The organism is Paenibacillus sp. H1-7 (genome assembly GCF_022354825.1).
Classification (GTDB): Bacteria; Bacillota; Bacilli; order Paenibacillales; family NBRC-103111; genus Paenibacillus_S.
Window position 1 is genome coordinate 718854 of the sequence record NZ_CP031168.1, and the last position, 24406, is coordinate 743259.

The window sequence follows — 24406 nt, forward strand, 5'->3', positions numbered from 1 at the left end:
TAGCTGAATTATTGGAAATCGATTTCATAGAAATGGTGGGCTGTAGAAGGATAGCACTCTTACGGTAAGGCAAAGGGATAGTTGGCTAGCTTCAGTTTTTTACAATTGGTTATTGACTTCATATTGGAAAGATTATTATAATGGCTTATGAAATCGATTTCATTAAGTAAACAAAATGTAAGCGTTCTATTCAATGAAGATCTGGGGGTAGATTAGTATGAAAAAACAAATCCATTTGCTGGCCGGCGCACTTCTTCTATCGGGTGCCGTATTGTCCGGATGTTCGGGCGCCAAATCGGAGCCTGCGGCAGGCGGCTCAGCGGCTCCGGCTGCGATGAAGCCGGTAGAGCTGTATTTTTACCATAACGGCAACATTACCGAGGAACAGTTTAACACCATGTACGGAGATTACATAAAGCAAAAGCTGCCTAACGTCACCACGAAGTTCGTGCCCAAAGACAAGAACGTTTCGCTTGCCGAAATGATCAGCAGCGGTACGACGAAAATCGATATTTTCATTGATTCCATCGGGCAGATCGGCTTGAAGGGCTCGCTTCTGGACATCGGATTGAATCAGGACATGACCGAGCTTGTGAAAAAGCACAACGTCGATTTGAACCGTTTTGAACCGACGACGCTGGAGGCTGTGAAAGTGATGGGCGGGCTGTACGGGCTGCCGATCGGCAACAGTGCTTTGGTGCTTATGTACAACAAAGATATTTTCGATAAGTTCGGCGTTGCGTATCCGAAGGACGGCATGACCTGGGACGAGCTGGCGGACTTGTCGCGCAAGCTTACTCGTTCGGACGGCGGAGTCAACTATATAGGCTATACGACGTCCGTCAATCATTTTCTGCGGCTCAATCCTCTCTCGCTCGCGAATGTCGATCCGAAGGAAAAGACTGTGACGCTCGAGACGGATGCCTGGAAAAAGCTGCTGCAGGATACGCTGATGAAGCCGATGCAAGCGGAAGGCTACAGCCAGGTGCTGAACGATTTGAAGAAGCAGTGGTACAAAATCCCTTATATCGATGAGTTCTCCAAGACCCGCAACGTTGCGATGTTCAGCTTCATGTACGCCGATTACGCTTGGGCCAAGGAGATGAACTGGGATGTCGTCGCTCTGCCGACGTTTGCAGACAAGCCGAAGGTCGGAAGCCAGGCTTATCCGAGCTATATGTTTATCACCTCGATCAGCGAGCATAAGGATGAGGCGATGGAGGTGGTGAAGCTGTTCACCTCGGATGAGTATCAGACGCAATTTTCCAAAACGGGCGGTATTACGGTGTTGAAAAACGAGGCGGTCAAGCAGGTGTTCGGCCAGGATACGCCCCTTAAGGACAAAAACATTAAAAATGCGGTGTTTTACAACAGCTCCGCTCCGGCTGCTCCAAAGACACGCTATGATGTATTTGTGGAGGACGGCATAAGAAACCAAGTCACGAGCTTGTTATTGGGGGAGAAGGATCTTAATACGGTATTGAGAACGGCGCAGGAAGAAGCGAATACGAAAATACAGTCGGACACCAAGTAGGGGAACGGCATAAAAGCGGTCTATGATCCGGACGGACGGAGGCCGCTTTTTCTTTTTTTATCACCGGTTATCATCTTCGCGCTGTGCGAGCGGCGCCTCTCGTTCAAGACCTGAACCGGCCGTCCGTTCACGCCGTTAACGGATTTGCTCCTCAAAATTTAGATCCTTAATCTTTAATCCCGTATCATATTCGGCGGCCAGCATTCCGGCAAGCTCGGCAGGAGAGACGCTGACGGACACGTAGGCCCATAACCGGTTGTCACGAACTTCATATTTCAGTATGGACCCGTAACCGGGGTGATCCAGCCAAACAGCCGCATAGGATGCATCGTATAGCTTCACAACGTCCCCTTTATTGTCGATATGTAAGGTTAATATCATGGAATCGTCCGATGGTGTCATGCTGGCGCTAACTTGCTCTCGAACGGCCTCAAGCGGGTTCTCTAATGGAATTTCCGTTACGTCTTCGGGATTCAGTACGTGAATTTCCTGTTCCAAAACTCCTGTGCCGTACCCTTTGGTTAAAATGATCGTCAGCTCGTTCTTGTTATCGCCTGTAAGATCGGTCAAAGAAACGGCGGGAGCATACGTTTCATTGGATGAAGTGCTCCATGCGAAGGTTTGGTCACGGCTTGGCGCCCGGACGGTGATACCCTTATAGACCCCGTCTTCCGGAGGTTGAAAAGCGAGGATTTCCACATCGCCTGCTCGGGCAAGAACCGTCGGAGTCCGGGAGGGCAGCTGCTGCTCAGCCGCCGGTATGGAGCTTGCGTCTGGTACAGCATGTGTTTGAGGAGCAAGGCCGCTTGCGTAAACGAGAATTGCAAATGCTATTGCGCCTATGGGTATGAACGGGATTGGCATCATCTATCGCTCCTAGCTTCCAAATGATCGTTTCAAAAAATTAGACGCACGATAAGGGGACAAAAGTTTCAAAGCCGGGACACAAGCCCAGGAATAACCGTTTATTGACAAGCAAATTCCACTTTTGCTGTATTCCATTTGCCAGTGTTTTTGAATATTGTAACTTAGTCTATATGAAGGGAGTAAGAGTCATGACCAAAACTCGTCGGGTTGGTGGAACATCCAAACCTAAAGCTAAACGAAAAGTTCAAGGAACTCGCAAGCCGCAAGCAAGCCGCAAGCCTCGCTATGATAGCTCGGAAGGCTCGGCTGACAGAACGTCGGGGAGCTACGATGACTTTGCGCTAGGCACTTACGGTGATAGAACACAGGGGACCTACGTTGACAGAACGATGGGAGCTTATGGAGACAGACCGACAGGGGCTCAGGGCAACAGAACGACGGGGGTCTATGGAGGCCGCACGACTGGGGCATACGGGGACCGCACGACGGGGGCTTACGGAGGCCGCACGACAGGAGCTGCCGGAGGCAGAACGATGGGAGCATTCGGTGGCCGCACGACGGGAGCTGCCGGAGGCAGAACGATGGGAGCATACGGAGGTCTAACGACGGGAACTGCCGGAGGAAGAACGGTAGGAGCTCATGGAGGTAGAACGATGGGAGCTGCCGGAGGTCAAACGGTGGGAGCTCATGGAGGCCGCACGATGGGAGCTTCCGGAGGTAGAACGGTGGGAGCTCATGGAGGCCGCACAACGGGAGCTAACGTAGGCCGCCCGACGGGAGCCAACGCAGGCAGAACCGCAGGAGCTTATGGTCTTAGACCCCAAACGATTCAGGATTATGCAAATGCACTTCGTCAACGTCAACCTGAGAACAATGCAAATTTATACAATGGATTGTTGCTTCTCTAAGATATTCACAAACGTGGGGACTCTACCGTTAAAATGGCCGGGCTCCCTGCGGATACATATTGGGGACAGTAACTCCGCCGGCCAATTACCTGAGAATTGTCCAACTTTGAATGAGTATCGTGTATTTAAACAGGGCATCGCTTGCTCTTATAATCATAATGTGGGGCGAGTTAGCCCTGCTTCGAGGTCTTCATTACGACTAACGGTCCGCGATACAGCTACATCTCGTTCAAAGAGGAGAGAATGTGAAAATGCAGCAGGAAATCGTTCTAAAATCAATGCAGAGTGCAGACTGGGAAGCGTTCCTGGGCAGGCACGATATGCTGTGGAGCCCGCACCCGTCGAGCTGGGAGAGCGGAGCTTTTATCGGCAACGGGCTATTGGGTGCGATGATTTATAGTCTATCCGATCAAGAGCTGCAGTGGGATATTGGAAGAAGTGACGTTACCGAGCGTCAGCCGACGAATACGCCGATTTACGGCAAGCATAGACTTCCAATCGGGAAGCTGCTGCTTAAGACGGTCGGGCGCGTGGTGGATAGCGGGGTGCGCGTCCATCTATGGAATGCGGAGGCAGCGGGATTCACTCAGACTGAAGCCGGAAGGATCGAATGGCGGTCGTTCGTCCATGCGGACCAGCACGCTATTGTCGTGGAGTGGAGCGCTACAGGCGGCGAGAGCAGCTGCCAATGGAGCTTTGTGCCGGAGAGACCGATCAATCCGAGACAGGTTCATCGTAAGGAGCCGATTACTGACATTAATCCGCCGCATATCACCGAATGCGTGGACGGCATCGAGATAGTGACGCAAAAGCTGCAAGCGGGCGGAGAATTCGCCACAGCTTGGAAGACAACGGCGACCGGAGCCGGCACCAACGTGCTCTTGCTAAGCGTCGGGTCGTCTTATCCAGAGAACGGTGGACGCGAAGAAGCGCTGCAGGCGATAATCAAAGCGGACAAGACCGGGATCGCCGAATTGACGGCAAGCCATCGTGCCTGGTGGCATCATTACTATCCGGAGAGCTTTCTTTCTATTCCGGACACGCGCCTCGAGAGCTTATACTGGATTCAAATGTACAAGCTGGCTTCCGGAACGAGAGCCGACCGTCCGCTGCTCGATTTGATGGGGCCCTGGTTTTATATCGACACCCCATGGCCGGCGATTTGGTGGAATTTGAACGTACAGCTGACCTATTGGCCGGTGTACGCCTCCAACAGGCTTCATCTTGGCGAATCGCTGACCCGGTTTCTGGAGCATAACCTGGATAGCTTGATCGGTAACGTGCCGGAGGAATACCGCCACGACTCTGCGGCTATCGGGCGCTCCTCAAGCTATGACGGCGTACGTAACGCTGGGGAGGAGCTCGGCAATCTTCCGTGGATTTGCCATAATTATTGGCTCCACTACCGTCATTGCATGGATGAATCGATGCTGCGGGACCGCATTTATCCTCTATTGAGACGAAGCATCAATTTTTATCTGCATTTGCTGCAGCCCGGAGCTGACGAGAAGCTGCATCTGCCGCTCGCCATTTCCCCGGAATATCCGGATAAGGCGGAGGATACGAACTATGACTTGTCTTTGCTGCGGTGGGGATGTCAAACGCTGCTGTACATATGCGACCGGTTGAACCTGGAGGATGCGTTGAAGCCGAGATGGGAAGAGGTGCTCGACCGTCTGGCGGACTATCCGGTAGACGATACGGGCTTTATGATCGGCAAGGACGTGCCGCTCAGCGTGTCGCACCGCCACTATTCCCATTTGTTTATGATTTATCCTCTGTACCTGATCAGCTGGGAGCAGCCTGAGCATAGAGATATCATCTGGAAGTCGCTGCAGCATTGGATTGGCTTTAAAGGAGCGCTGCAAGGCTATTCCTATACCGGCGCATCGTCCATCTACTCCAGCATGGGCAAAGCGGAGGAGGCGGTGCAATGCTTGAACGATTTTATGAAGCAATATTTGAAGCCGAACACGATGTATATGGAGTCCGGCCCCGTCATTGAAACCCCGCTGTCCGCTGCGGCGTCGATCCACGATTTGATGCTGCAGAGCTGGGGGGACAAAATCCGCATTTTCCCTGCCATACCGGCGCATTGGCACGATGTAACGTTCCATGGTCTGCGGGCGGAGGGAGGCTTCCTCGTCAGTGCGGTCAAGCAAGAGGGAGCGACCCGATTCATCCTGATACACAGCGAAGCCGGCGAGCCCTGCCGCATTCAAACGGATATCGCCGGCCCGGTAGCTTGCTCGGGAAGCCGCGCGTTCACTCTGACTAGCAACGAGGATGGAAGCATTCAGATTGACTTGAATAAGGGTGAGTTCGTTATAATATATCCAGAAGGAAGCGAGCCGGATCTCGCGTTCGTGCCGGTGCCGGCAAACCCGGATAGGCTTAATTCGTTTGGCTCCCGCCAGTGACGGGCCCGGGGCTGTAAACAGGCTTTTCGCATTATCAAAATCAGTACTATTAGTAGAAGGGAGATTGCTGTGATGAGACGCTAACCTTACAAGTATCATGCTCGTGCACCTCCAGGCTGACCTGAAGTACCCTAAGGCATAGGCCCAAAAATAGAAAACGGAGGTATCGCATAACGATGAGAAGCGAGCAGCAAGTATTGGATCAAATGCTGGAGATGGCGGAGCGGGACGATAACATTCGAGCGGTCGTTCTTAACGGCTCCCGGGTCAACCCTAACGCCCCGAAAGATTTTATGCGGGACTACGACGTCGTGTTTTATATGGCCCGGTTGAAAGAAGCCTCTTATAACACAGACCGGAGCTGGATCGATTCGTTGGGCGAGCGGGTCGTCGTTCAATTCGAATATTTGGAGGACGGCTCCTACATTTACATGATGCAATTTAAGGACAGCGTCCGGATCGACCTTATTTTTCAAGATACCGCAGCTTTGGTTCGGGAAGTGACCAACGATTCCTTAAGCAGAGTGCTGCTGGATAAAGACAACCTGAATCTGGAGCTGCCGGAGCCGAACGACAGCAGCTACGTCGTGAAGAGGCCGACCGAAGACAAATGGAACTTATACGTCGTAGAGCTGTGGTGGCTGCAGGTTTATATCGCCAAGGAGCTGTGGCGGGATGAAATGCCGCGTGTTAGGCAGCTGTACGATTATTATTTCATGGAATCGCTGACCTTCCTGCTGGAGTGGCATGTTGGCGCCGCCAACGACTGGACCGTGAACGTCGGTTCTACAGGAAAATGGTTTAAGCGGTTTCTAGAGCCGGAGCATTATGAAGAGCTGCTTTCCTTGTATTGCGGGGCTGATCCTGAGGAGCAATGGGAGAAGCTGTTCCAAGCGGGGCGGTTCATTCGCAAAATCGGCATTCCGCTGGCCGAGAAGCTGGGTTACTCGTATCCGATGGAGGAAGACCGTAACGTCACGGCTTACATTGAAAAAGTAAGGCGTTTGCCGGCCGACGCGCAATCTTGGGAAGGGTAGTCATATTTGAGACCGTCAGGCTGATTCAGCCTGCGGTCTTTTTTTCGCCGTATGAGAGGTCGGAGTTAATCGGGAAGCTTCCAATATTGGAACATAGGCCCGTTATCTCCATAGACGGGATCCTTCACCGGGAGCGGCACGTTTCTTATCTCTTCGAGCACCTGCGGACGCTCGTTGTTTTTGCCTGTTTTCAAATTGTAGCTCATTCCTTCCGGATAAGCTCCTGCGACGCGAAAGCCTGAGCCGGATGATATGCGTTTGTGCCCTGTTCCTGCCGGCAGCACGATGACATCGCCTCTTTTTACCTCCAGGAGTTTGCCGTTTTCCCCGCCGATTTGCAGCTCCGCATAACCGCTTAGCACCCCCAGCACTTCATGAACGTTACTGTGGTAGTGATGGAAATCGAATACGCCGTTAATCCAGCTGTTCAACCAACGGTTCCGGTGAAATACGCTCAACGCCTGGTCCGAATCCAAATCGGTGAACACACCGGAGTAGATCAGCACAGGGAAGCGGGGATGGTTAGGGATCACTCCGTCGTCTTGGAAATAATAAGGGATGGCTGCAGATAGGTTCATTCGGTTTCACTCCTTTTTCGTATGATTAGCTGTTTGTTAGTTCATCATATTGGATCGAACAGCCGACGAGGAATAGGTTTTCCTTCGGCCGATCATAATTATTTTGTAAAATCGGATCATTCAGAGAGGAGTAATGAGGGATTGTGGCGAATCGTAATCAGTATTGGAGCGCTTTCATCCAAATACAATCATTTATGGGAGGTCCCGAAATGCGAAGTGTGAAGAAAATCGCAGTAACCGCCGCATTATCCACCATGGTGTTGTCAGCATCGATCGGAGTTGTATCCGCCGAAACCGTGAAATCGGACATGAAATTGTTGATCAACGACAAGGAAGCTTCCTTTGCAGCCCAAAGCGTACTGGTGGACAGCAGCTTGTATGCGCCTTATGATGCCGTCGCCAAGCAATTGGGTGTGGAAGCAAAATGGAATGAGGCATCTCAGACGCTGCTGCTTGCGAAGGATACCAACACTTTGGAACTTAGCGTCGGGGCTTCCACGTACAAGGTCAACGGACTGGCTTTGGCCACGACGACACCTTTGAAGGTATTGGACGGAAAAGTCTTAGCCCCTGTACGGATTGTATTTGAAGCGTTCTATCATCAGATCGGATATGAAAATAAAACTCGGACGGTCAGCATCCGTTCGCAGGCAGATACGAAACCGGCATTCAAGGTTCACGGGATCGAACCGGGCGGATACGTCACCGGCAGCGAGCTGAAAGTGTCTGTGTTTACATTTAACCATTTATTGAAGGATTTTGCACAAGCCAAGGAGCCGAAAGCGGGAGAAGGCCACATTCACCTATGGCTGGATAACGAAAAGCTGGACGCCGCTTCCGCGATCAAGCTGTTCAAGAATGAGCCGGTCGTCTTCCGCGATTTGAAGCCGGGCCAGCATACGCTGACCGTTCAGCTGGTGGGCAACGATCATAAACCGGTGCAGCCGGAAGTGAAGCAGGTCATTCCTTTTACGTCTACATCCTTGTCGATTTTGAAGGATCTTGACGAGACGAAGGCGACGGGACTGCGCATCGAGGGCGTCATTGCGGATGAGAAGCACAACGTATATACCGTGGAGATGGAATCCAAAAAGCTGTACCGCATCGCTGCAGACGGTAAAATGGACGTATTGACCGAGCTGCCTCGTTCGGCTACGGGCATGGCGTTCGATGCCGCAGGCAACCTGTACATAGCGAGCGGCGGCATGGAAGGCGTCATATTCAAAGTGAATGCGAAGGAGCTTGCGGGCGGGCCTTTCGACACGTCGTTAGTGGAAACCTACGCAAGCGGCGTCCAAGGGGCGAACGGGATTACATTTGACGCCAAGGGCAGCCTGTATGTAAGCGGCGGGGCGAACGGCAACATTTATGTCGTCTCTCCCGACGGACAGCTGGCGACATACAAGAGCGGCATTGCTGCAGAACGGACCAGCCAGCAAATTGTCGTTAACGGCGTAGCCTTCGGCCAGGACGGCAAGCTGTACGTTGCCAATACGAGCTCCGGAGAGGTGAACCGGTTTGCCATTAATGCAGACGGTTCTCTGGGACCGTGGGAGCTCGTGGCGAAGAGTCCGCTGCTGTACGGAGCGGACGGCTTGAACTTCGGGCCAGACGGCGCCGTCTACGTCGCGGCTAATGAACGTAACGCCATCGTACGCGTGAGCGTGGACGGCAAAGTCACCGAGGTTGCCCATAACGGCAACCAAGGGCCGCTTGAGTTCCCGGCGAGCCTTCATTTCGTAGGCAGCACGCTGTATATTAGCAATTTCGACCAGCCGCGCGGCGACAATATGCCGAACGATCCGGGCATCGGCTCCTCGATTGCGAAGATCGAGTTCGGCAGCGGCAAGTAAATTTTGCTGGAACCATGGTCATATAGATTACCATGCTTGAAACGAGCCACGGATACGGAGCGGTTGAAGACGGACTTGCGTGATTGCACATGCGACAAGCCCGCCGGTTCAATTGCCCGGACCGTGGCTTTTTTTGCCGCGAAACGGGAAAGCGAGGGAAAAGAATGAATCCGTCCGTCGAAGTCGAAGTAATCGAATTGACTGCAGAGCTGCTGCCGCAAGCGAGCTTGCTGCTGGCGGGCTACATGTACCCGAACAGCGAGTGCACGTGGACAGGCGATCGGCTGGAACGATGCAGAGGCAATTTGGAAAGGCTGTTAACCTTTCGTCACGTTAACTTTTTCATGGCCAAAAGAGGGGAGGAGTGCGTCGGTTTCATCGCGGTCCATTGGGGATTTTCCACTACAACGGGCAAGCTTATTTTGAGAATTCAGGATCTTTATGTCGTGCCCGAAAAGCGCAAGCAAGGCATTGCTGCACGGTTGATCCATACTGCGGCGGATTTGGCGAAGCAGCATGACGCGAATCGTCTGGAGCTTAACACGGGGACGGCAAATGTCAGTGCGCGTCGTCTTTATGAAGCGCTGGGCTTCGAACGACAGCCCGGCAAAGAGATTTATATGCATTTTATTCGTTAGCTTGCCGGCGACAACGGGTAGCGTTATGGGAATACCGGGTTCGTACACGTCCGATGACGCATTCGGACGCTCCTGCAGCCGTTGGATCGTCAGCCTCGCGATTGCTATTGTCCGCTATGATTACTCCGAACCGCACCGCCCCTCAATAAGCTCCGCACACCCGCTATCTTTTCCTTTTGCATCCGGCGTCGCTTGTGTGTAAGATAAGACTGTTACTAACTATGAAAAAACAGGAGGGGGATTTGTGGTATTCGGAGCCCGCGTATGGAAGACAGGAATCGCGGTAACATTGGCATTATATATCAGTGCGTGGTTGAATTTTACCCCTCCGGTTATTGCCGCAGTAGCTGCCATCTTTGCGATGCAGCCCTCGATTTACCGATCTTGGCGTTATTTCCTTGAACAGCTGCAGACGAACATTGTGGGGGCGGCGTTAGCGTTGTTTGCCGGGATGTTCTTCTCCAACAACGTTATCGCCATCGGCATCATTTGTATTCTTGTCATCATTATTTGTTTAAGAATGGGTATGGAAGAAACGATAGGCCTCACCCTGGTCACGGTTGTCGCGGTGATGGAAGCTTCGGCCGAATGGCAGTTTGCCGTGAACCGGTTTTTGCTTAGCCTCATCGGGATCGGCTGCGCTTTTTTGATTAACGTCCTCTTTTTTCCCCCGAAGCCGAAGGCGCAGTTTGCCGCACAAATTCATACGGTGTTTAACAAAATGTCACTGCTTCTGCGCACCGTCATTTCCGATGAAATGAAAGAAAACGTGTTCCGGACGGAGAAGGAAGGCTTGCTCAAAACCATACAGGCATTGGCAGATAAATATAAGCTGATGGAAGAAGAAGTCAAGAAGCTGAAGCGGGGCGGGGGCGTCTTCAGCCAGAAGCGCCAGCTGGTCATTTTCAAGCAAATGCTGCGCACGCTGTATAAAGGAGCCGAAGTGCTGGATGCGGTGGAGGAGCACTATTTTCAAGCGGCGCCGAGCGATAAGACCGATGCGTTCTTCGACGAGCAGCTGGAGAAGCTGATCAAGTTCCACGAGCATACTTTGCTGAAATTCGAGGATAAGCTGAAGGCCGACAGCTCGGAAGGGCTGGAGATGGAAGCGGAGAACGAGAGGTTTATGGTTACGCTGATCGAGAAATACAACGAACGGCCGCAAGGGATGCTGCGTCTTTCGGTGGTGGCCGCCGCCATGTACGATTACGGTCACCAGATCGCACGGCTCGACAAGCTTGTCGATCACTACCATCGCGGCGATGCGGACGATAAAGATAAAGAGCCGATAGAGGCTCTGTTAAAAAGCATCAGGCTGAAATAACCTCAGCCGAGAGCCGAGACAAAAGAAAGATCGCCTTCCCAAGATAGGCTTCTAGGGAAGGCGATTTTTCATGTAAGCGAGACTTATGCTTACAGCTGTTTTTTCATCCGGACATGCGGGATTCCGGCATCCAGGAACGTTTCCGGCGAGACGGTGGTGTAGCCGAGCTTGATGTAGAATGGCTCCGCCTGGCATTGCGCGTCCAGCAGCGTGTACGCATAACCGATGCGGCGGGCTTCCTCCTCCAGGGCGAGGACGATCGCTTTGCCGGCTCCGGTCCCGCGGGCCGGCTTCCGAACGGCGATACGCTGCAGCTTCATCGTATCTTCCTTATAAGGGCGCATGCGTCCGGTGGCAACCGGGAGCCCGTCCTCCTGCAGCAGCACATGGCTGCATGCCTGCGGGGAATCGTCGAATTCGTCGATCTCCAGACTTTCGTCGACCTGCTGTTCGTGGACGAATACTTCCTTACGGATATCGAGGCATTGATTCAATTGCTGTTGTGTCGTTACATGGATGATTTCTTTCATGGCAAGGTCTCCTTTGAATTCGAAACTAAGTGAGCTTCGGAAAAATGCTGGTATAACATCCATACCGCAAAAAATGCTTCACGTCAAACGTTCTGCCAAAAGTTGCTATATTTTTGCATCCTTGACCGCTGTTCGATTACAATGGAAGGAGCAGAGAAAAAAGGAGTGGAGACCGTGACAGCAGGGTTTGTCTTGATGATTTTCATTGTAGTATTTGTTATCATCGTATTTAACCTTATGAACGGATCCAGGAGCCGTCACAGCCGTCGCAACAACCGGCACCGGCGTTCGGACGGAGGCTGGAATGCATCGAACGGCTTCTTCATGAACGATACCGTTGACTCTCATCGCCACCACCATCACCATCACGGCCATCATCACGGGCATCACGGGCATCATCACAGTGATGATCACGGCGGAGGCTCCTCCGACAGCGGCAGCTCGAGCGGGGGGGACAGCGGTGGAGGAGGAGACGGCGGAGGCGGCGGTGGCGGAGATTAACCGGTCCGGCTCTATCGGCTAGCAAGATGATGACTAACATGGAGAGTGAGATTATGGACGATTTGCGGTTTCCTATCGGACGTTTTGAATGGACTGAAGATATTACAAAAGACCAGCGGCTGCGGTGGATCGAGGATATCGAATCGGCGCCGGCCCAGCTAAGAGCCGCTGTGGAAGGACTAACGGAGCAGCAGCTGAACGAGCCGTATCGGCCGGGCGGGTGGACCGTTCGCCAAGTGGTCCATCATTTGGCGGACAGCCACATGAACAGCCTAATCCGCTTCAAGCTCGCTTTGACGGAGGACCAGCCGACCATCAAGCCGTACGACGAGGCTGCCTGGGCGGAGCTGACCGACAGCAAGGATGCGCCGATAGCTTTGTCGCTCACTCTGCTGGATCAGCTTCACACTCGATGGGGAGTGCTGCTTCGCTCCGTAAGCGACGAGCAGTGGCAGCGGAGCTTCGTTCATCCCGATTCTGGCGTCGTTCGGCTCGATGTCAACTTGGGGACGTACGCCTGGCATGGCCGTCATCATATCGCGCATATTACGCGCCTAAGAGACCGGATGGGCTGGTAAAGCCGATCGGCCTCACTTCGGCGATTCAAACCCAAAAACCTGTCTGCAGCATCGTCTGCGGACAGGTTTTATTTGATTGCCTATTAGAAAATACTTCCATCCCAAGGTAACCCTTTGCGGAAGCGGGATTCGTCATGCCAGCGCTGCAGCATCAACGGAGTGAATTGATACATTTCCCAAATTTCGCATGGACTTTCCTTGGAGCCGGAGGCCTCCAGCAAGGCGTTAACCGCCCGGCGGGCCGCTTCGTTGGCGCCTTCCATCGTAGCCAAGTCCGTGTTTGTTCTGACATAATCGGAAGCAAGGAACAGGTTCGGAATGGCGGTGTAAGCATTAGGGCGCATATCCCAAGTGTATACCTTGTTGACCAGCAGAGGCTCCAGGTTCACATTAACGCCGTCCGGATTCGGGGTATGAATATCTTCGTCCAGGAACCACGAATGGAGGTTGCTGTCCTCCAGCACGACCCGTCCTCCGACATTCAGGCTCGCTTTCAGCTGCCACCAAACCTCCTGCATAATTTCTTCCCGCGTGCAGTGGCGCGCGCTTTTGCCGAACAGGGCCCCTTTGGCTTCCCAGTCGGAAATATCGACGGACAAAATACCGCGCACTTCACCGTCACCGTACTGGCTCAGATCGGTATGAGGCCAAAACTGCTTCTGGGACACCGAGGTCAGCGCCCACTGGGAATCCATATAAATCATATGCCCGTGAATAATCGGCACGTCTTCCTTGAAGTAAAACTGGATGCCGTTCATCCAGTCCACGTCCTCGGCAAGCTCCTTGATTTTCGCCAAAGTCGGATCGGCATGCACAATCTCGTCGGTTACGAATTGCGCCATCACCTCGACAGGAAAAGCAGCTATGTAATAGTCGGCCTGCACCTCGTAGGTTTTGCCTAATTCGGTCACAACCGCTCCCGTAATGACGCCGTCCTTGCAGTTGATTCGTTCCACCTTCGCATTCAAATGGTAGTCGACGCCGGATTGCTGCAAATAATTAAGCCAAGGGGTAATCCATACTTCGTTCGTCGGCCCGTCCAAGAGACGGTCTGCGCTGCCGCCGGGCAGCACCATGTCGAGCATAATTTGCGCTCCTACGGTACCTACGGTCGCCGTGTTGGCTTCGCGCGCTTTGGCGGCTACGAGAATCCGGGTCATCCCGGTGAAGACGCGCTGGAAATTGGCCGACTGCTCGTCCGCTTGAATGAAGTTCCACCAAGGAATATCTTGATATTCCTCCGTTCGCCGTTCATTGCAGCTGGTCATGACCTGCCAGACCCGCTCCAGGTAGTGGTCGACCTCTTTCTCCGTCAGCCCCAAATGATTGTCAAATATCGACTTGAACAGCGATTTAATATCCGCAATAGACGTTGGGAACTCGGTTACGAACTCTACCGGCACATCGTCGGTACGGGCCAGTCCGAGACGGGTACCTTCGATCAGATTGTCCGCAACCCCGCGTTTATTGTTTCCGTACGGAATCCGTTCCATGGTGTCGATAATATGCTTGTAAAATCGCGGAAAGAAACGAAATCCATGCTCTCCGGGCAAATCCTTGCGTCCGTCCGTACCGCTGTCCGGCACAGGCATGGACCGCGCTTTCCCTCCCGGGATGCGCTTCATCTCGTACACAGCAACCTCGAAACCGCGCTCGATCAGCTCGTGAGCAGCACTCATTCCCGCCACTCCGCCTCCAAGAACGGCGACCTTCTTCTTCATTTCCATTTCCACCCCTGTCATATATTGCTAACTTATCTAATCTAGTTATACCATGACTTTTATCCTACGAAAACCGTTATTTTTCGACAAAATGTTTCCTATTACCTAATAAATGATAGATTTGATTCGAAAATGTATGGAAAACCGGATCGATCGGATGCTATCGGTCCCGGACTCAATTTCCAGTTCGGTAGGCAGCGCGTCAGCAAGTGCGAAGGTTGTCGATAACCGCCGGACGCAGAAAAAGAGGTTTAGCCACAATGATGGAATAAGACAGCCAAATGGAATAAAGACATCGCTGGCCGAATCCGGTATGATGACATTAATGACAGCTTAGTGTACATGCTTACGGACTTACTAAATAAGACGGCAGAAGGGAGCATAATGATGCAACCATTTCGTATTGCGGTGATCGGCTGCGGCAGCATGTCCAAAGCCTGGATCGAATACGCGCAGCAGCGCGAGGACGCACAGATTGTAGCGATGGTGGATATTCGAAAAGAAAGCGCTTCCGCCATGGCTGAGCGCTACGGGATTCAATGCGGCATTTTCGACGATGTGAGAGAGGCCATTGAGCAGACGGGGGCGAACCTGGTGTTCGATGTGACGATACCGGAGAGTCACGCTGCGGTTACGACGACGGCGCTGGAATTGGGCTGCGACGTATTGGGAGAAAAGCCGATGACGACGTCCATGGAACAAGCGCGCCGTCTGGTTCAATCGGCGGAGCGGCAAGGACGCACGTATGCGGTTATGCAAAACCGCCGGTACTTGTCGCAAATTCGCGCGTTCCGCCATTTGGTGGAGCATGCGGGCATTGGGGACATCGGCTTCGTCAATGCGGATTTTTTCCTCGGACCGCATTTCGGCGGCTTCCGCGATGCTATGGAGAGCCCGCTGCTGCTCGATATGGCGATCCATACGTTCGATCAGGCCCGGCTCATTACGGGCAAAGATCCGGTCTCGGTCTACTGCCATGAGTTTAATCCGGCAGGCTCCTGGTATGCCGGCAATGCGGCGGCCATCTGCATTTTCGAGTACGCCGACGGCGGCGTGTTCTGCTACCGGGGCTCCTGGTGCGCGGAAGGGGCGCCGACCTCCTGGGAGGCGGAGTGGCGGGTCAACGGGAGCGGCGGCACGGCCATATGGGACGGGACGCACGCGCCGTTTGCCGAGGTGCTGCTGCCCGCCGCAGAGCAAATCGACGGACGCCGCTTCCGGAGGGTGGAAGCGGAGCTCGTCTGGGACGGCCGCAGCGGCCATGCCGGCTGCCTGGATGAGATGTTCGCCGCTCTATCGGAAGGACGCAAGCCGGAGACGGTGTGTACGGACAACATCAAGAGCATGGCGATGGTATACGGTGCGCTGCAAAGCGCCAAAGAAGGACGCAAAATACTGCTGTCCGACGTGGTTTAAGCTCGATGAGCTAAAATAAACGGCGTTCGGCCCCCGGTTAACACCGCCTTACGGCTGCGGTGACTCCGGGGGCCTGACGCCGTTACAGGCTATTGGCGTATCCGATCGCGTGTGCGTACGGGCAGGCGCAAAATCGTCTTCAGCTTCCCCGGATCCGTCCTCCGCGGATCGGATATATAAATCTCGTGATGGAGCCCGTTCTGCTCCAGTTCATGGGCCTCCATATATCCATGGAGCTGCGTCAACGTTTCCGGCTCCGCCGCATAGGGGCCTTGATGCATCATTTGCACGCACGACATCAATATGTCAGGGTTTTATTAATAGGAGGAACTAGCCTACAGACAGTTTGTTGAGACGCAATCCGATTTCATCCGCTGTCATCGGTTTGCCGTAATAGTAGCCCTGCATGACATGGCATCCGCGTGATTGCAGAAATTGGATTTGCTCTTCCGTCTCGACGCCTTCGGCTATGACTTCCAAATTCAAATTTTTTGCGATCGCAATAATGTTGCTGATGATCGCTTGCTTGGATAGCAGCTGGCTTTTGCGGACAAAAATCTGGTCGATTTTGAGCGTATCCACGGGCATTTCGTCCAGCGTGCCGAGAGAGGAATAGCCGGTCCCGAAATCGTCCAGCGATACGCGGACACCCAGCTCGCGCAGCTTGTAGAGCTGCTGCACCGTATCCTCCGAATCGTGCATCGCAATCGACTCCGTTATTTCGAGCTCCAGATACTTTCCCTGTAAGCCCGACTCGGTTAACGCTTCTTGTACCATATCATACAATGCCTGACTCTCGAACATGCGGACGGACATATTGACGGAAACGCATAATTGGGCCCATTGCTGCTCCTGCCAGTGGCTGTTTTGCTTGCATACCTCTTTTAACAGCCAATGCGTAATCGGAATGATCAGCCCCGTATCCTCCGCGATCGGAATAAATTCTACCGGAGAAATAATGCCGAGGGTCGGATGCCGCCAGCGCAGAAGTGCTTCCATCCCGACCATTTGATTGGTGGAGGCGTCGCATTTCGGCTGATACACCGCAAAAAACTCCTGATGCGCCAACGCTTTGCGAAGGTCCTTTTCGAGCTCCATCTTGCGGATCATTTCACGGTCCATCTGTTCGTCAAAGATACGGAAGCGGTTTTTCCCTGCAGCCTTGGCGTTGTACATGGCGGTATCTGCCGCCTTCAGCAGCGAGGAGCGGTCGGTTCCATGCTGCGGGGATAAGCTGATGCCGATACTGGCCGTAACGTAAAGCTCATTTTCTTCGATAAAATAAGGCTTCTTGATCTCGTTCAACAAGGCTTCGGCGAGTGTTCGAACCGTATCCTCCGATCCGTCCCTCGAAGCGATCAGAAACTCGTCGCCCCCTAGACGAAATACCGTCTGCTTGTCGCTTACCGTCTGCTGCAGTCTCTGCGACACCTCGCGAATGAGCAGATCGCCTATGTCGTGGCCCAGTGTGTCATTAATCGATTTGAACCGGTCGAGGTCGATAAAAAATACGGCTCCTCCCGCCTGCGGGGTGAACTGCTCCTCGAAAAAGCGGGTGAGATCATGGCGGTTAGCAAGCCCAGTCAGCGGATCGCTGTAGGCCATCCGTTCCAGCACGTGACGGTCAAAAAATATCGCTCCCCAAGAGATCGCCAATATGACCAGTGCGGCCAACGATACGCCGATTAACAGAAACAACCGGGGCTCCGCATCCGAAGCGAGACCGGCAGGCTGCATGTCCGAATAAGGAATGAACCGGACAGCCGCCATCCCGATATAATGCATGCCGCATACGGCAATGGCCATAACGACCGAGCTCAACAGCTTCCATCGGCTGTAATCGGGAGAAAGGCGGAATTTCCGGAACAAATACAGGGCGGCATAGCAAGCTACCAGCGCGACAATGACGGAGAGCGTCCACAGCCCCGGTTCGTAGGTCAGGGAGGCTGCCGTACGCATGGCGGACATGCCGGAGTAATGCATCACGACAATTCCGCTGCCCATAAATAAGCCGCCTATGCCAAGGCGCCATTTATTGACCTTTGTGTCCATAGTGGCACGGAAAGCGATGAACGACGCCAGGATGCCGGCCAATGCCGACAAGAGGGTGGTCCAGGCATCGTAGTGAACAGGTAGTTCTATGTGAAAAGCAAGCATGCCGACAAAGTGCATCGACCAAATGCCGCAGCCCATTACGCAAGAGCCCGCCAACAGCCAGACAAGCCGGGATTTGCCGCGCGAACGGGAAATTTTGCCTGCCAAATTCAGCGCGGAGTAAGAGGCCATAATGGCGATAATGAAAGACAGAAGAATAATCCAGCCGTTATAATGAGCATGAAGATGGTCCATGGTCCCAACCTACTTTTCTAGTATCTTCAAATTGATAGATTCAGTATAGTGTATCCCTTGTGCATATACAAAGATAAAGTTTTCACATTTCAACGCATAATGGATCGCTTATAATCCTGAGCTGGGATAGGTATGAAACCTCGGTACCGTATTGTATAATAAGTAATAAAAATGCGGGAACGGCCGGTTCCGCCGCCCAGAAAGTGATGTGAATGCGATGAGCGCCAATAGGGCTGTAGATCCAGCGGCAGATCAGCCGGAAGCAGCGGACGATGCTTGCTGTGCAGTGGACGGAGAACGAAAAAGCCATCATTCGACTAAAGTGAAAGATAATCTAATCTCCCGATTAAACCGGATCGAAGGACAAATCCGTGGCGTCAAAGGCATGATCGAGAAGGATACGTATTGCGACGATGTGCTGAACCAGATTGCCGCCATCCAGTCCGCCCTGAACAGTGTCGGGAAAATACTGCTCGAGGGCCATATGAAAAGCTGTGTCGTCGAAAGGCTGGAGCAAGGGGACAAGGAAGTCATCGACGAGCTGCTCAAGACGGTGGGCAAGCTGATCAAATAAGCTTGCTCTAACTCCGCCCGGGCGAAGGGCCCGTTTAGGCCCGCTTTCGCCCGCTGCCCGTCCCGACCCCTTCCGCTTCGTCGGAAGGGTCGGGGAACATAACAAGAAACCCGCGCTTAGGCAAGTCGCGGGTTTCTTGTTATGGCAAGGCTGCGGCAGCATCCCGTTTATATATGCTGCGCAGGGCTTTTTCTCCAGCCGGTAAGTGCGCCCGGCAAATATTTGCGGCTCATCCACCGGGGAAGGAGGATGGCGCCGCGGATAAATTCATCGGCGATCATCGCGATATAGACGCCGGCGAGCCCCCACTGCAGCTGGATGCCCAGGAAATAGGAGCATCCGACCGAGATCGCCCACAGCGACAGCATGCCGACAACGGTCATAAAGCGGATGTCTCCCACGGCCGTCAAGGCGTTGGTCGTCACCATATTGACCATTTTGAGCGGCTGCAGCAGCAGGTTGAGCGCGAGCAGCGACGCGCCGAGCGTAACGATTTGCGTGTCGCTCGTAAACAGGTAGAGCACGCGCGAGCCGAAGAAGTACAGCAGCAGCACATTCAGGATGACCAAGGCGAGGCCGATCCATATCGCCTGAAATGCGCTTCGGTAGGCTTCCTGATGTCTACCCGCCCCGTACAAATGGGCGATCTGGATTTGCACGGCCATCGCTACGGAGCTTCCCAGAATGAAGCAGAACGATTCGAGCGTATTCATGTACGTTCTTGCAGCCAGCTCCAAGGCGCCCAGCATGGCGACAAAGGAGAAGATGACCAGCTGAGAGAGTACCCATGATGACATATTGACGCCCATCGGCCAGCCGATGCGGATGATTTCGCCGAACAGAGGCTTGTCGAACAGGCGGATATCCCGCCATTCGATCCGCTGCTCAAAAGCGCGGATGAACAAGAGCAGCAGCATAGCGGTAGCGGCAAGCCGGCTTACCAGAGTGGACAGAGCGACGCCGGTCAAGCCCCACTGCGGGAAGCCGAAGGCGCCGTATATAAACGCATAGTTCAATACGACGTGAACTACGTTCATTCCAAGTGCTATAAACATCGGACTGCGCGTATTGCCCGTGCTGCGGATGGCCGTGCTGAGCGCCGCCATCGCTGCCGTAAACACCATGCCTCCGCCTACAATCGAAATGTAGGTGGCTGCCAGCTCGTGCAGCTGCTCGGGCAGCTGAAGCAGCACGGCGATCGGAGCGGCGCCGAAATAGAGTACGGCGCTTAGGGCGGCTCCGATCCAGATGGACACTTTGACGGCCATTATGGCAATCGTTCGCGCATCCTCGGGTTTTCTCGCTCCGATCTTCTGGGCTATGAGGACGCCGGCGCCGCTTGCGACCGTCATGAACAAAATCGTCACGGCGGAGAACAGCTGGTTGGAAATGCCGACGACCGCAACGGCGTCGTCCGAAATCCGGCTGACCATCAGCGTATCGGCCGTCCCGAGTAAAAATTGCAAAAACATTTCAATAAAAATAGGCCATGCCAGTGCCCATAAGGTAAACTTTTGTTCGGATGCCATGGATGTGCTGCCTCCTGCTTCTTTCTGCCTTATCGAATGAGATGAGATGCAGTTAAAATTATAGAGGATACGGCGAGAGCCATGTATAAGGTTGTGAACCAAAACTTTCAGTTTTCCAACCTGCAATTCTCATTCGGAAGGGGGAGCATGATGTCCGTACTGCAGTTCGTTTCTCCGCCGCTCCCGCATTATATCGCCAGCGGCTACACGATCTTTCATCCCGGCGATAAGCATATGAGCCGGCGCAATATCGGCGTGTTCGACCTGCTGGTCGTAACGCGCGGGTGCTTGTTTATCGGCGAGGAAGACCGCCATTACGAGGTTTCAGGCGGCCACGCGCTCATTCTTCGGCCGGATCGTCACCATTATCCGACGAAGGGCTGCGAGGAGCGGACGGAATATTATTGGCTTCATTTCGATACGACCGGCAAATGGGGTCAGGTGGAAGAGGCCGAGAATGAACGGCCGCGGGAGCCGTCCGGAGAGAAGACGGCTTTTACGATGGAAACGTTCACGATGCTGCTGCCCCAATTCGTGTCGCTTCCTTTGCCCAAAGCAACCTACGAGCCGCTGAGGCAGTTAAGCGAATTGGAGCAGGAATCCCATATGAGCTGGGCCCGGTGGAAGCTGCAGCTGATTTTCCAAGGCTTGCTCGAGCAATTGAGCTCCTCGCTGGATCGGCGAACGGCATCGCCAGGGGCGCATGTGGCCGAGCAGGCGGCCTCATACTTAAGAATGCATTACAAAGAAGAAGTAACGGCCAGGCAGCTTGGCGAGGCGTTAAATTTTCATCCTGTGTACATTGCGCGGTGTATGCAGAAGGAATACGGCGTGTCGCCGTTCGACTATTTGCTCCGGTACCGGATCGAGCAGGCTAAGCTGCTGCTGCTGCAGACGAATCATTCGATTGCTCTCATAGCCGAAATGGTCGGCTTCAATCAGGCCGCCTATTTCGCTTCCTGCTTCGCCAAAGTGGAGGGAATCCCGCCGCGAACGTACCGTCAACGCTTTTATCATATTTGATCCGGCTCGCCGACCCCCATAAATGGTTAGAGGCTGACGAACATGCATAGAGAAGATGTCGAAAGCTGGAAATACAAGGCGGGGATCAACATGAATTTGTCCAACTGCAGCGGCTGCGGCAAGCTGCATCTGCAGCGTGAGCATGTGCTGTGTACGGATTGCTTCAAGCTTCATATGGAGGAAAGGAGCAAGGTGAAGGCTTTTCTCTCGGCTCATCCGGGAGCGTCGGTAATGGACCTTGCTCGGCATATGGGACTTTCCATTCAAAAAGTAAACGAACTGGTGAAAAGGTAGCTATATCGGGGATACGCCTCGATAGCTGGCTGCTTGAAGCCGGTTCTTTTTTTGTTAACTGCACTCGATGCGGCTGGTTCAATGACTCTATAAAAAAGGGATAAAGATTATTTAATGATAGTGAAACCATAATATTCGATCTCACGTACCACTAGTGTACGGAGCGACGGAAGGACTTTTCCCGCGGTTGCTCTGGAAAAGTCCATTTCATTTTTGCTATGAATTGGTCATACATTGGGAACCCTATACAACGATCTGAACGAAGGAGAGATGCACATGGAATTGTTTTCCCCCGAATTTTGGTCGGCCTTATTGGCCATCGTGGTGATTGACCTCGTCCTAGCCGGAGATAACGCTATCGTTATCGGGCTGTCTGCGAGAAACTTGCCCAAAGCGCAGCAGAAAAAAGTAATCTTATGGGGTACCGTCGGCGCCATAGCCATTCGTTCTTTGCTGACCTTGGTTGTCGTATGGCTGCTGAAGATTCCGGGATTGCTGCTGATCGGCGGATTGCTGCTGGTCTGGATCGCATACAAGCTGTTGGTGGAAGAGAAAAAGCACGACGTCGAATCGGCGGTCAGCATGATGTCGGCGATCAAGACGATCGTCATTGCCGATACCGTAATGGGATTGGACAACGTCCTGGCTGTAGCGGGCGCGGCGCACGGCGACTTTCTGTTAGTTGTACTCGGCTTGCTGGTCAGCGTTCCTATCGTTGTATGGGGCAGCACGATTATTCTAAAATGGGTCGAACGATTCCCGATTATTATTTATATCGGTTCGGCGGTTCTCGCCTGGACGGCGTCGAAAATGATCGTCGACGAGCCGATCGTCAAAGGATTTTTCGAAGCGAATCCGATATGGAAATATGTATTGATGGTTGTCGTTGTTATAGGGGTACTGGCACTCGGCAGGCTGAAGAAAAAGAGCCACGTGATGGAGAAAGCTTAAGAGAATCAGCTTTTAAGCAGGAACCTGCTGTATGGCGGAGACAGACAGTTATCGATAATCAATAAGGTTAAATAAAATAGGCCGAAGAAAGCGCAGCAGCTTTCTTCGGCTTTGTTGTGTTGATGGACCGTCAGTTATGGAGAACGGGATAGTATCCATATGCGGTCGGAAATCCTCTTCATGTACTGCTCACCCAGAATGGACTGCCGGTCGCTTAGGCTGCTGCAATTGTCCGGCGGCCCTGCGTGCTTGATTGACGCTATCCCTTCAGCCGTTTGCCTTCCTGCAGCAGCTCCACGGCCTTTTCAATGCGTCGGGAGCGGGTATCGGCCTTTTTGGCCGACTCGATCCAATCGATGTATTCTTTTTGGTGAGAATAGGACAGTCGCAGGAACGGCTCCAGCAGGGAAGGGGCGGCCATTTGCAGCGCAGCACGCAGATCGTCCGGCACGTCCACGGTGCGCGTCTCCTTATCCTGCTCCATCTCGACCTCAGCCATATCTCCGGCTTCGACACCTGCGCTGTCCCGCAAGGACTGGTTAACAACCATATAATGGGTGCCGTTGCCATGGGGCATTAGCGTACCGCGGTACGGAACCCCGTTGACGGTGCCTTTCACTTTAACCTGCGACCGGCTTCCGAAGGCTTGCTCCACGTCGAAGGGGACATCGAGATAAGTCCATGTTCCCGTCCCCTCCGGGCGAATGAGCCGGGAAGTAAAGATATGCATGCTGCTTCCGCTCCTTTTTTGCACCTATTATACCATGGGCGAGCGGCGGGAACGAAACTAGCCTTTGCGAGTTACCATGCCGCCAGGAGAGTAAGAACCAAGGCGGAACATACTGCCGGATGAAAAAAAGCCCCCATTGAGGGAGCTCTTTACGCTTCTTGCCTGCTTGTCGTGCTACGTCTGAACTGTAGACAGCTTGCATTTTATGGCGCGCCGAATGATCGTTTTGTGCAGCTTTTTCGGTGTGATGCTTGGATTCCCGGCATTGATGCGCGGCAGCTGCAGCGGGTCGTCCTTGCGCGTCGCCATCCGGCTCGTGACGGTAAAGGCATAGCCGATTCCGCCCTGCTGAACGAGCTCGGAAGCTTCTTTATGGTACATCCCGAACGGATACGCATAAGTATCCACCTTCTTGTTGTGCAGCTCGTACAAACCGTTGATGCACTTCTGGGTATCGTTAACGATACGAGCGCGGTACTCATCTTGCGTCTCCTGCTTGCCGTCCGCGAGCAGATAGCTGGTCAGCAGCGGCTTTCCGTTCGCTTTGGCATGCAGTCCGTGAGAATGGCATTGGAAGTCGACGAGATCGCTCTGCCGCTTCATCTCCCTTATTTCCTCTCTGGATAACGAAGGGAGGTGCGTTGCTTTCGGATGATCGAGATCCTTGGTAATGACGAAGTTCACGGCCGGGATGCGCAGCTCTTGAAGAACCGGATAACCATATGTATAAAAGCTCTCGTAGCCGTCGTCGAATGTGATGAGCACTGCCTTCTTCGGAACCGGAGCCCCTTCTATGTATTGCTTGAACTGATCCAAAGTAATGAAATGATAGCCTTTGCGCTTCAAATAGGATAATTGCTCCCGGAACAGCTGCGGCGTGATGGTCACGCTGCTTTGTTCCTTTTCGCTCAAATGATGATAGGCCAGCACGGCGACCTGATCGCTGTAGGAGTAAGAACCCCACTGGTAAACGCTGAACAGCAGAAAGAAGGAAGCCAGAAGCAGGATGCCGACTGACTTCCACACAACATGTTTCGAACGCATGATTTCG

At 53.2% G+C, this 24406-nt stretch carries 23 protein-coding genes; 14 read left to right on the forward strand and 9 right to left on the reverse strand.

Translation table 11 applies throughout. The features are described from left to right. The first annotated feature begins 217 nt into the window (after positions 1-217). Entirely contained in the window at positions 218-1534 is a 1317-nt protein-coding gene (locus DVH26_RS03455) for an ABC transporter substrate-binding protein (protein WP_239631153.1), read from the forward strand. 135 nt (positions 1535-1669) lie between these two features. Here the strand turns inward: DVH26_RS03455 and DVH26_RS03460 are convergent, their stop codons facing one another. Beyond that, a complete protein-coding gene (locus tag DVH26_RS03460) occupies positions 1670-2401 on the reverse strand; it encodes a hypothetical protein (RefSeq protein WP_239631154.1) in 732 nt (243 codons plus the stop codon). Positions 2402-2589: 188 nt separating this feature from the next. Here DVH26_RS03460 and DVH26_RS03465 point away from each other — a divergent pair, with 188 nt between their 5' ends. The 3 genes from DVH26_RS03465 to DVH26_RS03475 all read left to right on the forward strand — a co-directional run bounded on the left by DVH26_RS03465 (position 2590) and on the right by DVH26_RS03475 (position 6766). Beyond that, positions 2590-3309 carry a hypothetical protein gene (locus DVH26_RS03465; RefSeq protein WP_239631155.1) on the forward strand — a complete coding sequence of 240 codons (720 nt, stop codon included), beginning with the start codon at positions 2590-2592 and terminating at the stop codon, positions 3307-3309. 251 nt (positions 3310-3560) lie between these two features. Continuing rightward, positions 3561-5729 carry a glycosyl hydrolase family 95 catalytic domain-containing protein gene (locus DVH26_RS03470; protein WP_345774067.1) on the forward strand — a complete coding sequence of 723 codons (2169 nt, stop codon included), beginning with the start codon at positions 3561-3563 and terminating at the stop codon, positions 5727-5729. A 176-nt stretch (positions 5730-5905) separates the two neighbouring features. After that, the gene (locus DVH26_RS03475; RefSeq protein WP_239631157.1) at positions 5906-6766 is read left to right on the forward strand and encodes an aminoglycoside 6-adenylyltransferase; all 861 of its coding nucleotides are present in this window, start codon (positions 5906-5908) and stop codon (positions 6764-6766) included. A gap of 65 nt (positions 6767-6831) precedes the next feature. Here DVH26_RS03475 and DVH26_RS03480 read toward each other — a convergent pair whose 3' ends face one another. Then, positions 6832-7344: a cupin domain-containing protein gene (locus DVH26_RS03480; RefSeq protein WP_239631158.1), complete on the reverse strand. Its 513-nt coding sequence runs from the start codon at positions 7342-7344 to the stop codon at positions 6832-6834. A 209-nt stretch (positions 7345-7553) separates the two neighbouring features. Here DVH26_RS03480 and DVH26_RS03485 point away from each other — a divergent pair, with 209 nt between their 5' ends. The 3 genes from DVH26_RS03485 to DVH26_RS03495 all read left to right on the forward strand — a co-directional run bounded on the left by DVH26_RS03485 (position 7554) and on the right by DVH26_RS03495 (position 11159). Then, on the forward strand, positions 7554-9197 hold the full coding sequence (locus DVH26_RS03485) for a stalk domain-containing protein (RefSeq protein ID WP_239631159.1): 1644 nt from the start codon (positions 7554-7556) through the stop codon (positions 9195-9197). A gap of 164 nt (positions 9198-9361) precedes the next feature. Then, complete coding sequence (locus DVH26_RS03490; RefSeq protein WP_239631160.1) at positions 9362-9835, forward strand: GNAT family N-acetyltransferase; 474 nt, start codon at positions 9362-9364, stop codon at positions 9833-9835. Positions 9836-10079: 244 nt separating this feature from the next. Next, positions 10080-11159, forward strand: coding sequence for an FUSC family protein (locus DVH26_RS03495; protein WP_239631161.1), 1080 nt, complete (start codon positions 10080-10082; stop codon positions 11157-11159). Between the two features lie 89 nt (positions 11160-11248). Here the strand turns inward: DVH26_RS03495 and DVH26_RS03500 are convergent, their stop codons facing one another. Next, positions 11249-11689, reverse strand: a complete 441-nt coding sequence (locus DVH26_RS03500; protein WP_239631162.1) for a GNAT family N-acetyltransferase — start codon at positions 11687-11689, stop codon at positions 11249-11251. Between the two features lie 174 nt (positions 11690-11863). On the opposite strand from DVH26_RS03500, the gene DVH26_RS03505 reads away from it, so the two are divergent. Continuing rightward, the gene (locus DVH26_RS03505; RefSeq protein ID WP_239631163.1) at positions 11864-12190 is read left to right on the forward strand and encodes a hypothetical protein; all 327 of its coding nucleotides are present in this window, start codon (positions 11864-11866) and stop codon (positions 12188-12190) included. A 53-nt stretch (positions 12191-12243) separates the two neighbouring features. Beyond that, positions 12244-12768: a YfiT family bacillithiol transferase gene (locus tag DVH26_RS03510; protein ID WP_275590479.1), complete on the forward strand. Its 525-nt coding sequence runs from the start codon at positions 12244-12246 to the stop codon at positions 12766-12768. 83 nt (positions 12769-12851) lie between these two features. Here DVH26_RS03510 and DVH26_RS03515 read toward each other — a convergent pair whose 3' ends face one another. Further along, complete coding sequence (locus DVH26_RS03515; RefSeq protein WP_239631164.1) at positions 12852-14489, reverse strand: hydroxysqualene dehydroxylase; 1638 nt, start codon at positions 14487-14489, stop codon at positions 12852-12854. A 387-nt stretch (positions 14490-14876) separates the two neighbouring features. On the opposite strand from DVH26_RS03515, the gene DVH26_RS03520 reads away from it, so the two are divergent. After that, positions 14877-15905, forward strand: a complete 1029-nt coding sequence (locus DVH26_RS03520) for a Gfo/Idh/MocA family protein (protein ID WP_239635268.1) — start codon at positions 14877-14879, stop codon at positions 15903-15905. A gap of 89 nt (positions 15906-15994) precedes the next feature. On the opposite strand, the gene DVH26_RS03525 is transcribed toward DVH26_RS03520, so the two are convergent. Beyond that, the gene (locus DVH26_RS03525) at positions 15995-16189 is read right to left on the reverse strand and encodes a GyrI-like domain-containing protein (protein WP_239631165.1); all 195 of its coding nucleotides are present in this window, start codon (positions 16187-16189) and stop codon (positions 15995-15997) included. Between the two features lie 46 nt (positions 16190-16235). Then, positions 16236-18254 (reverse strand): bifunctional diguanylate cyclase/phosphodiesterase, encoded by a 2019-nt coding sequence (locus DVH26_RS03530; protein ID WP_239631166.1) that lies wholly within the window; start codon positions 18252-18254, stop codon positions 16236-16238. Positions 18255-18471: 217 nt separating this feature from the next. Here DVH26_RS03530 and DVH26_RS03535 point away from each other — a divergent pair, with 217 nt between their 5' ends. Further along, entirely contained in the window at positions 18472-18828 is a 357-nt protein-coding gene (locus DVH26_RS03535; protein WP_239631167.1) for a metal-sensitive transcriptional regulator, read from the forward strand. Positions 18829-18995: 167 nt separating this feature from the next. Here the strand turns inward: DVH26_RS03535 and DVH26_RS03540 are convergent, their stop codons facing one another. Further along, a complete protein-coding gene (locus DVH26_RS03540) occupies positions 18996-20357 on the reverse strand; it encodes an MATE family efflux transporter (protein ID WP_239631168.1) in 1362 nt (453 codons plus the stop codon). A gap of 150 nt (positions 20358-20507) precedes the next feature. Between DVH26_RS03540 and DVH26_RS03545 the strand changes: the two genes are divergently transcribed. The 3 genes from DVH26_RS03545 (at position 20508) to DVH26_RS03555 (ending at position 22625) form a co-directional block, all read left to right on the forward strand. Then, positions 20508-21380: a helix-turn-helix transcriptional regulator gene (locus DVH26_RS03545; RefSeq protein ID WP_239635269.1), complete on the forward strand. Its 873-nt coding sequence runs from the start codon at positions 20508-20510 to the stop codon at positions 21378-21380. A gap of 42 nt (positions 21381-21422) precedes the next feature. After that, positions 21423-21674: a hypothetical protein gene (locus DVH26_RS03550; RefSeq protein WP_239631169.1), complete on the forward strand. Its 252-nt coding sequence runs from the start codon at positions 21423-21425 to the stop codon at positions 21672-21674. A 276-nt stretch (positions 21675-21950) separates the two neighbouring features. After that, positions 21951-22625: a TerC family protein gene (locus DVH26_RS03555; RefSeq protein WP_239631170.1), complete on the forward strand. Its 675-nt coding sequence runs from the start codon at positions 21951-21953 to the stop codon at positions 22623-22625. 259 nt (positions 22626-22884) lie between these two features. Here DVH26_RS03555 and DVH26_RS03560 read toward each other — a convergent pair whose 3' ends face one another. After that, complete coding sequence (locus tag DVH26_RS03560; RefSeq protein ID WP_239631171.1) at positions 22885-23355, reverse strand: YdeI/OmpD-associated family protein; 471 nt, start codon at positions 23353-23355, stop codon at positions 22885-22887. A 174-nt stretch (positions 23356-23529) separates the two neighbouring features. Then, the gene (locus DVH26_RS03565; RefSeq protein ID WP_239631172.1) at positions 23530-24399 is read right to left on the reverse strand and encodes a polysaccharide deacetylase family protein; all 870 of its coding nucleotides are present in this window, start codon (positions 24397-24399) and stop codon (positions 23530-23532) included. Positions 24400-24406: the final 7 nt, after the last annotated feature.

Excerpts from the sequence above, each read along its gene's own strand:
- DVH26_RS03455 (WP_239631153.1), top strand. The coding sequence starts at position 218 with ATGAAAAAACAAATCCATTTGCTGGCCGGCGCACTTCTTCTATCGGGT.
- DVH26_RS03460 (WP_239631154.1), bottom strand. The coding sequence starts at position 2,401 with ATGATGCCAATCCCGTTCATACCCATAGGCGCAATAGCATTTGCAATT.
- DVH26_RS03465 (WP_239631155.1), top strand. The coding sequence starts at position 2,590 with ATGACCAAAACTCGTCGGGTTGGTGGAACATCCAAACCTAAAGCTAAA.
- DVH26_RS03470 (WP_345774067.1), top strand. The coding sequence starts at position 3,561 with ATGCAGCAGGAAATCGTTCTAAAATCAATGCAGAGTGCAGACTGGGAA.
- DVH26_RS03475 (WP_239631157.1), top strand. The coding sequence starts at position 5,906 with ATGAGAAGCGAGCAGCAAGTATTGGATCAAATGCTGGAGATGGCGGAG.
- DVH26_RS03480 (WP_239631158.1), bottom strand. The coding sequence starts at position 7,344 with ATGAACCTATCTGCAGCCATCCCTTATTATTTCCAAGACGACGGAGTG.
- DVH26_RS03485 (WP_239631159.1), top strand. The coding sequence starts at position 7,554 with ATGCGAAGTGTGAAGAAAATCGCAGTAACCGCCGCATTATCCACCATG.
- DVH26_RS03490 (WP_239631160.1), top strand. The coding sequence starts at position 9,362 with ATGAATCCGTCCGTCGAAGTCGAAGTAATCGAATTGACTGCAGAGCTG.
- DVH26_RS03500 (WP_239631162.1), bottom strand. The coding sequence starts at position 11,689 with ATGAAAGAAATCATCCATGTAACGACACAACAGCAATTGAATCAATGC.
- DVH26_RS03510 (WP_275590479.1), top strand. The coding sequence starts at position 12,244 with ATGGACGATTTGCGGTTTCCTATCGGACGTTTTGAATGGACTGAAGAT.
- DVH26_RS03515 (WP_239631164.1), bottom strand. The coding sequence starts at position 14,489 with ATGAAGAAGAAGGTCGCCGTTCTTGGAGGCGGAGTGGCGGGAATGAGT.
- DVH26_RS03520 (WP_239635268.1), top strand. The coding sequence starts at position 14,877 with ATGCAACCATTTCGTATTGCGGTGATCGGCTGCGGCAGCATGTCCAAA.
- DVH26_RS03525 (WP_239631165.1), bottom strand. The coding sequence starts at position 16,189 with ATGATGCATCAAGGCCCCTATGCGGCGGAGCCGGAAACGTTGACGCAG.
- DVH26_RS03530 (WP_239631166.1), bottom strand. The coding sequence starts at position 18,254 with ATGGACCATCTTCATGCTCATTATAACGGCTGGATTATTCTTCTGTCT.
- DVH26_RS03535 (WP_239631167.1), top strand. The coding sequence starts at position 18,472 with ATGAGCGCCAATAGGGCTGTAGATCCAGCGGCAGATCAGCCGGAAGCA.
- DVH26_RS03540 (WP_239631168.1), bottom strand. The coding sequence starts at position 20,357 with ATGGCATCCGAACAAAAGTTTACCTTATGGGCACTGGCATGGCCTATT.
- DVH26_RS03545 (WP_239635269.1), top strand. The coding sequence starts at position 20,508 with ATGTCCGTACTGCAGTTCGTTTCTCCGCCGCTCCCGCATTATATCGCC.
- DVH26_RS03550 (WP_239631169.1), top strand. The coding sequence starts at position 21,423 with ATGCATAGAGAAGATGTCGAAAGCTGGAAATACAAGGCGGGGATCAAC.
- DVH26_RS03555 (WP_239631170.1), top strand. The coding sequence starts at position 21,951 with ATGGAATTGTTTTCCCCCGAATTTTGGTCGGCCTTATTGGCCATCGTG.
- DVH26_RS03560 (WP_239631171.1), bottom strand. The coding sequence starts at position 23,355 with ATGCATATCTTTACTTCCCGGCTCATTCGCCCGGAGGGGACGGGAACA.
- DVH26_RS03565 (WP_239631172.1), bottom strand. The coding sequence starts at position 24,399 with ATGCGTTCGAAACATGTTGTGTGGAAGTCAGTCGGCATCCTGCTTCTG.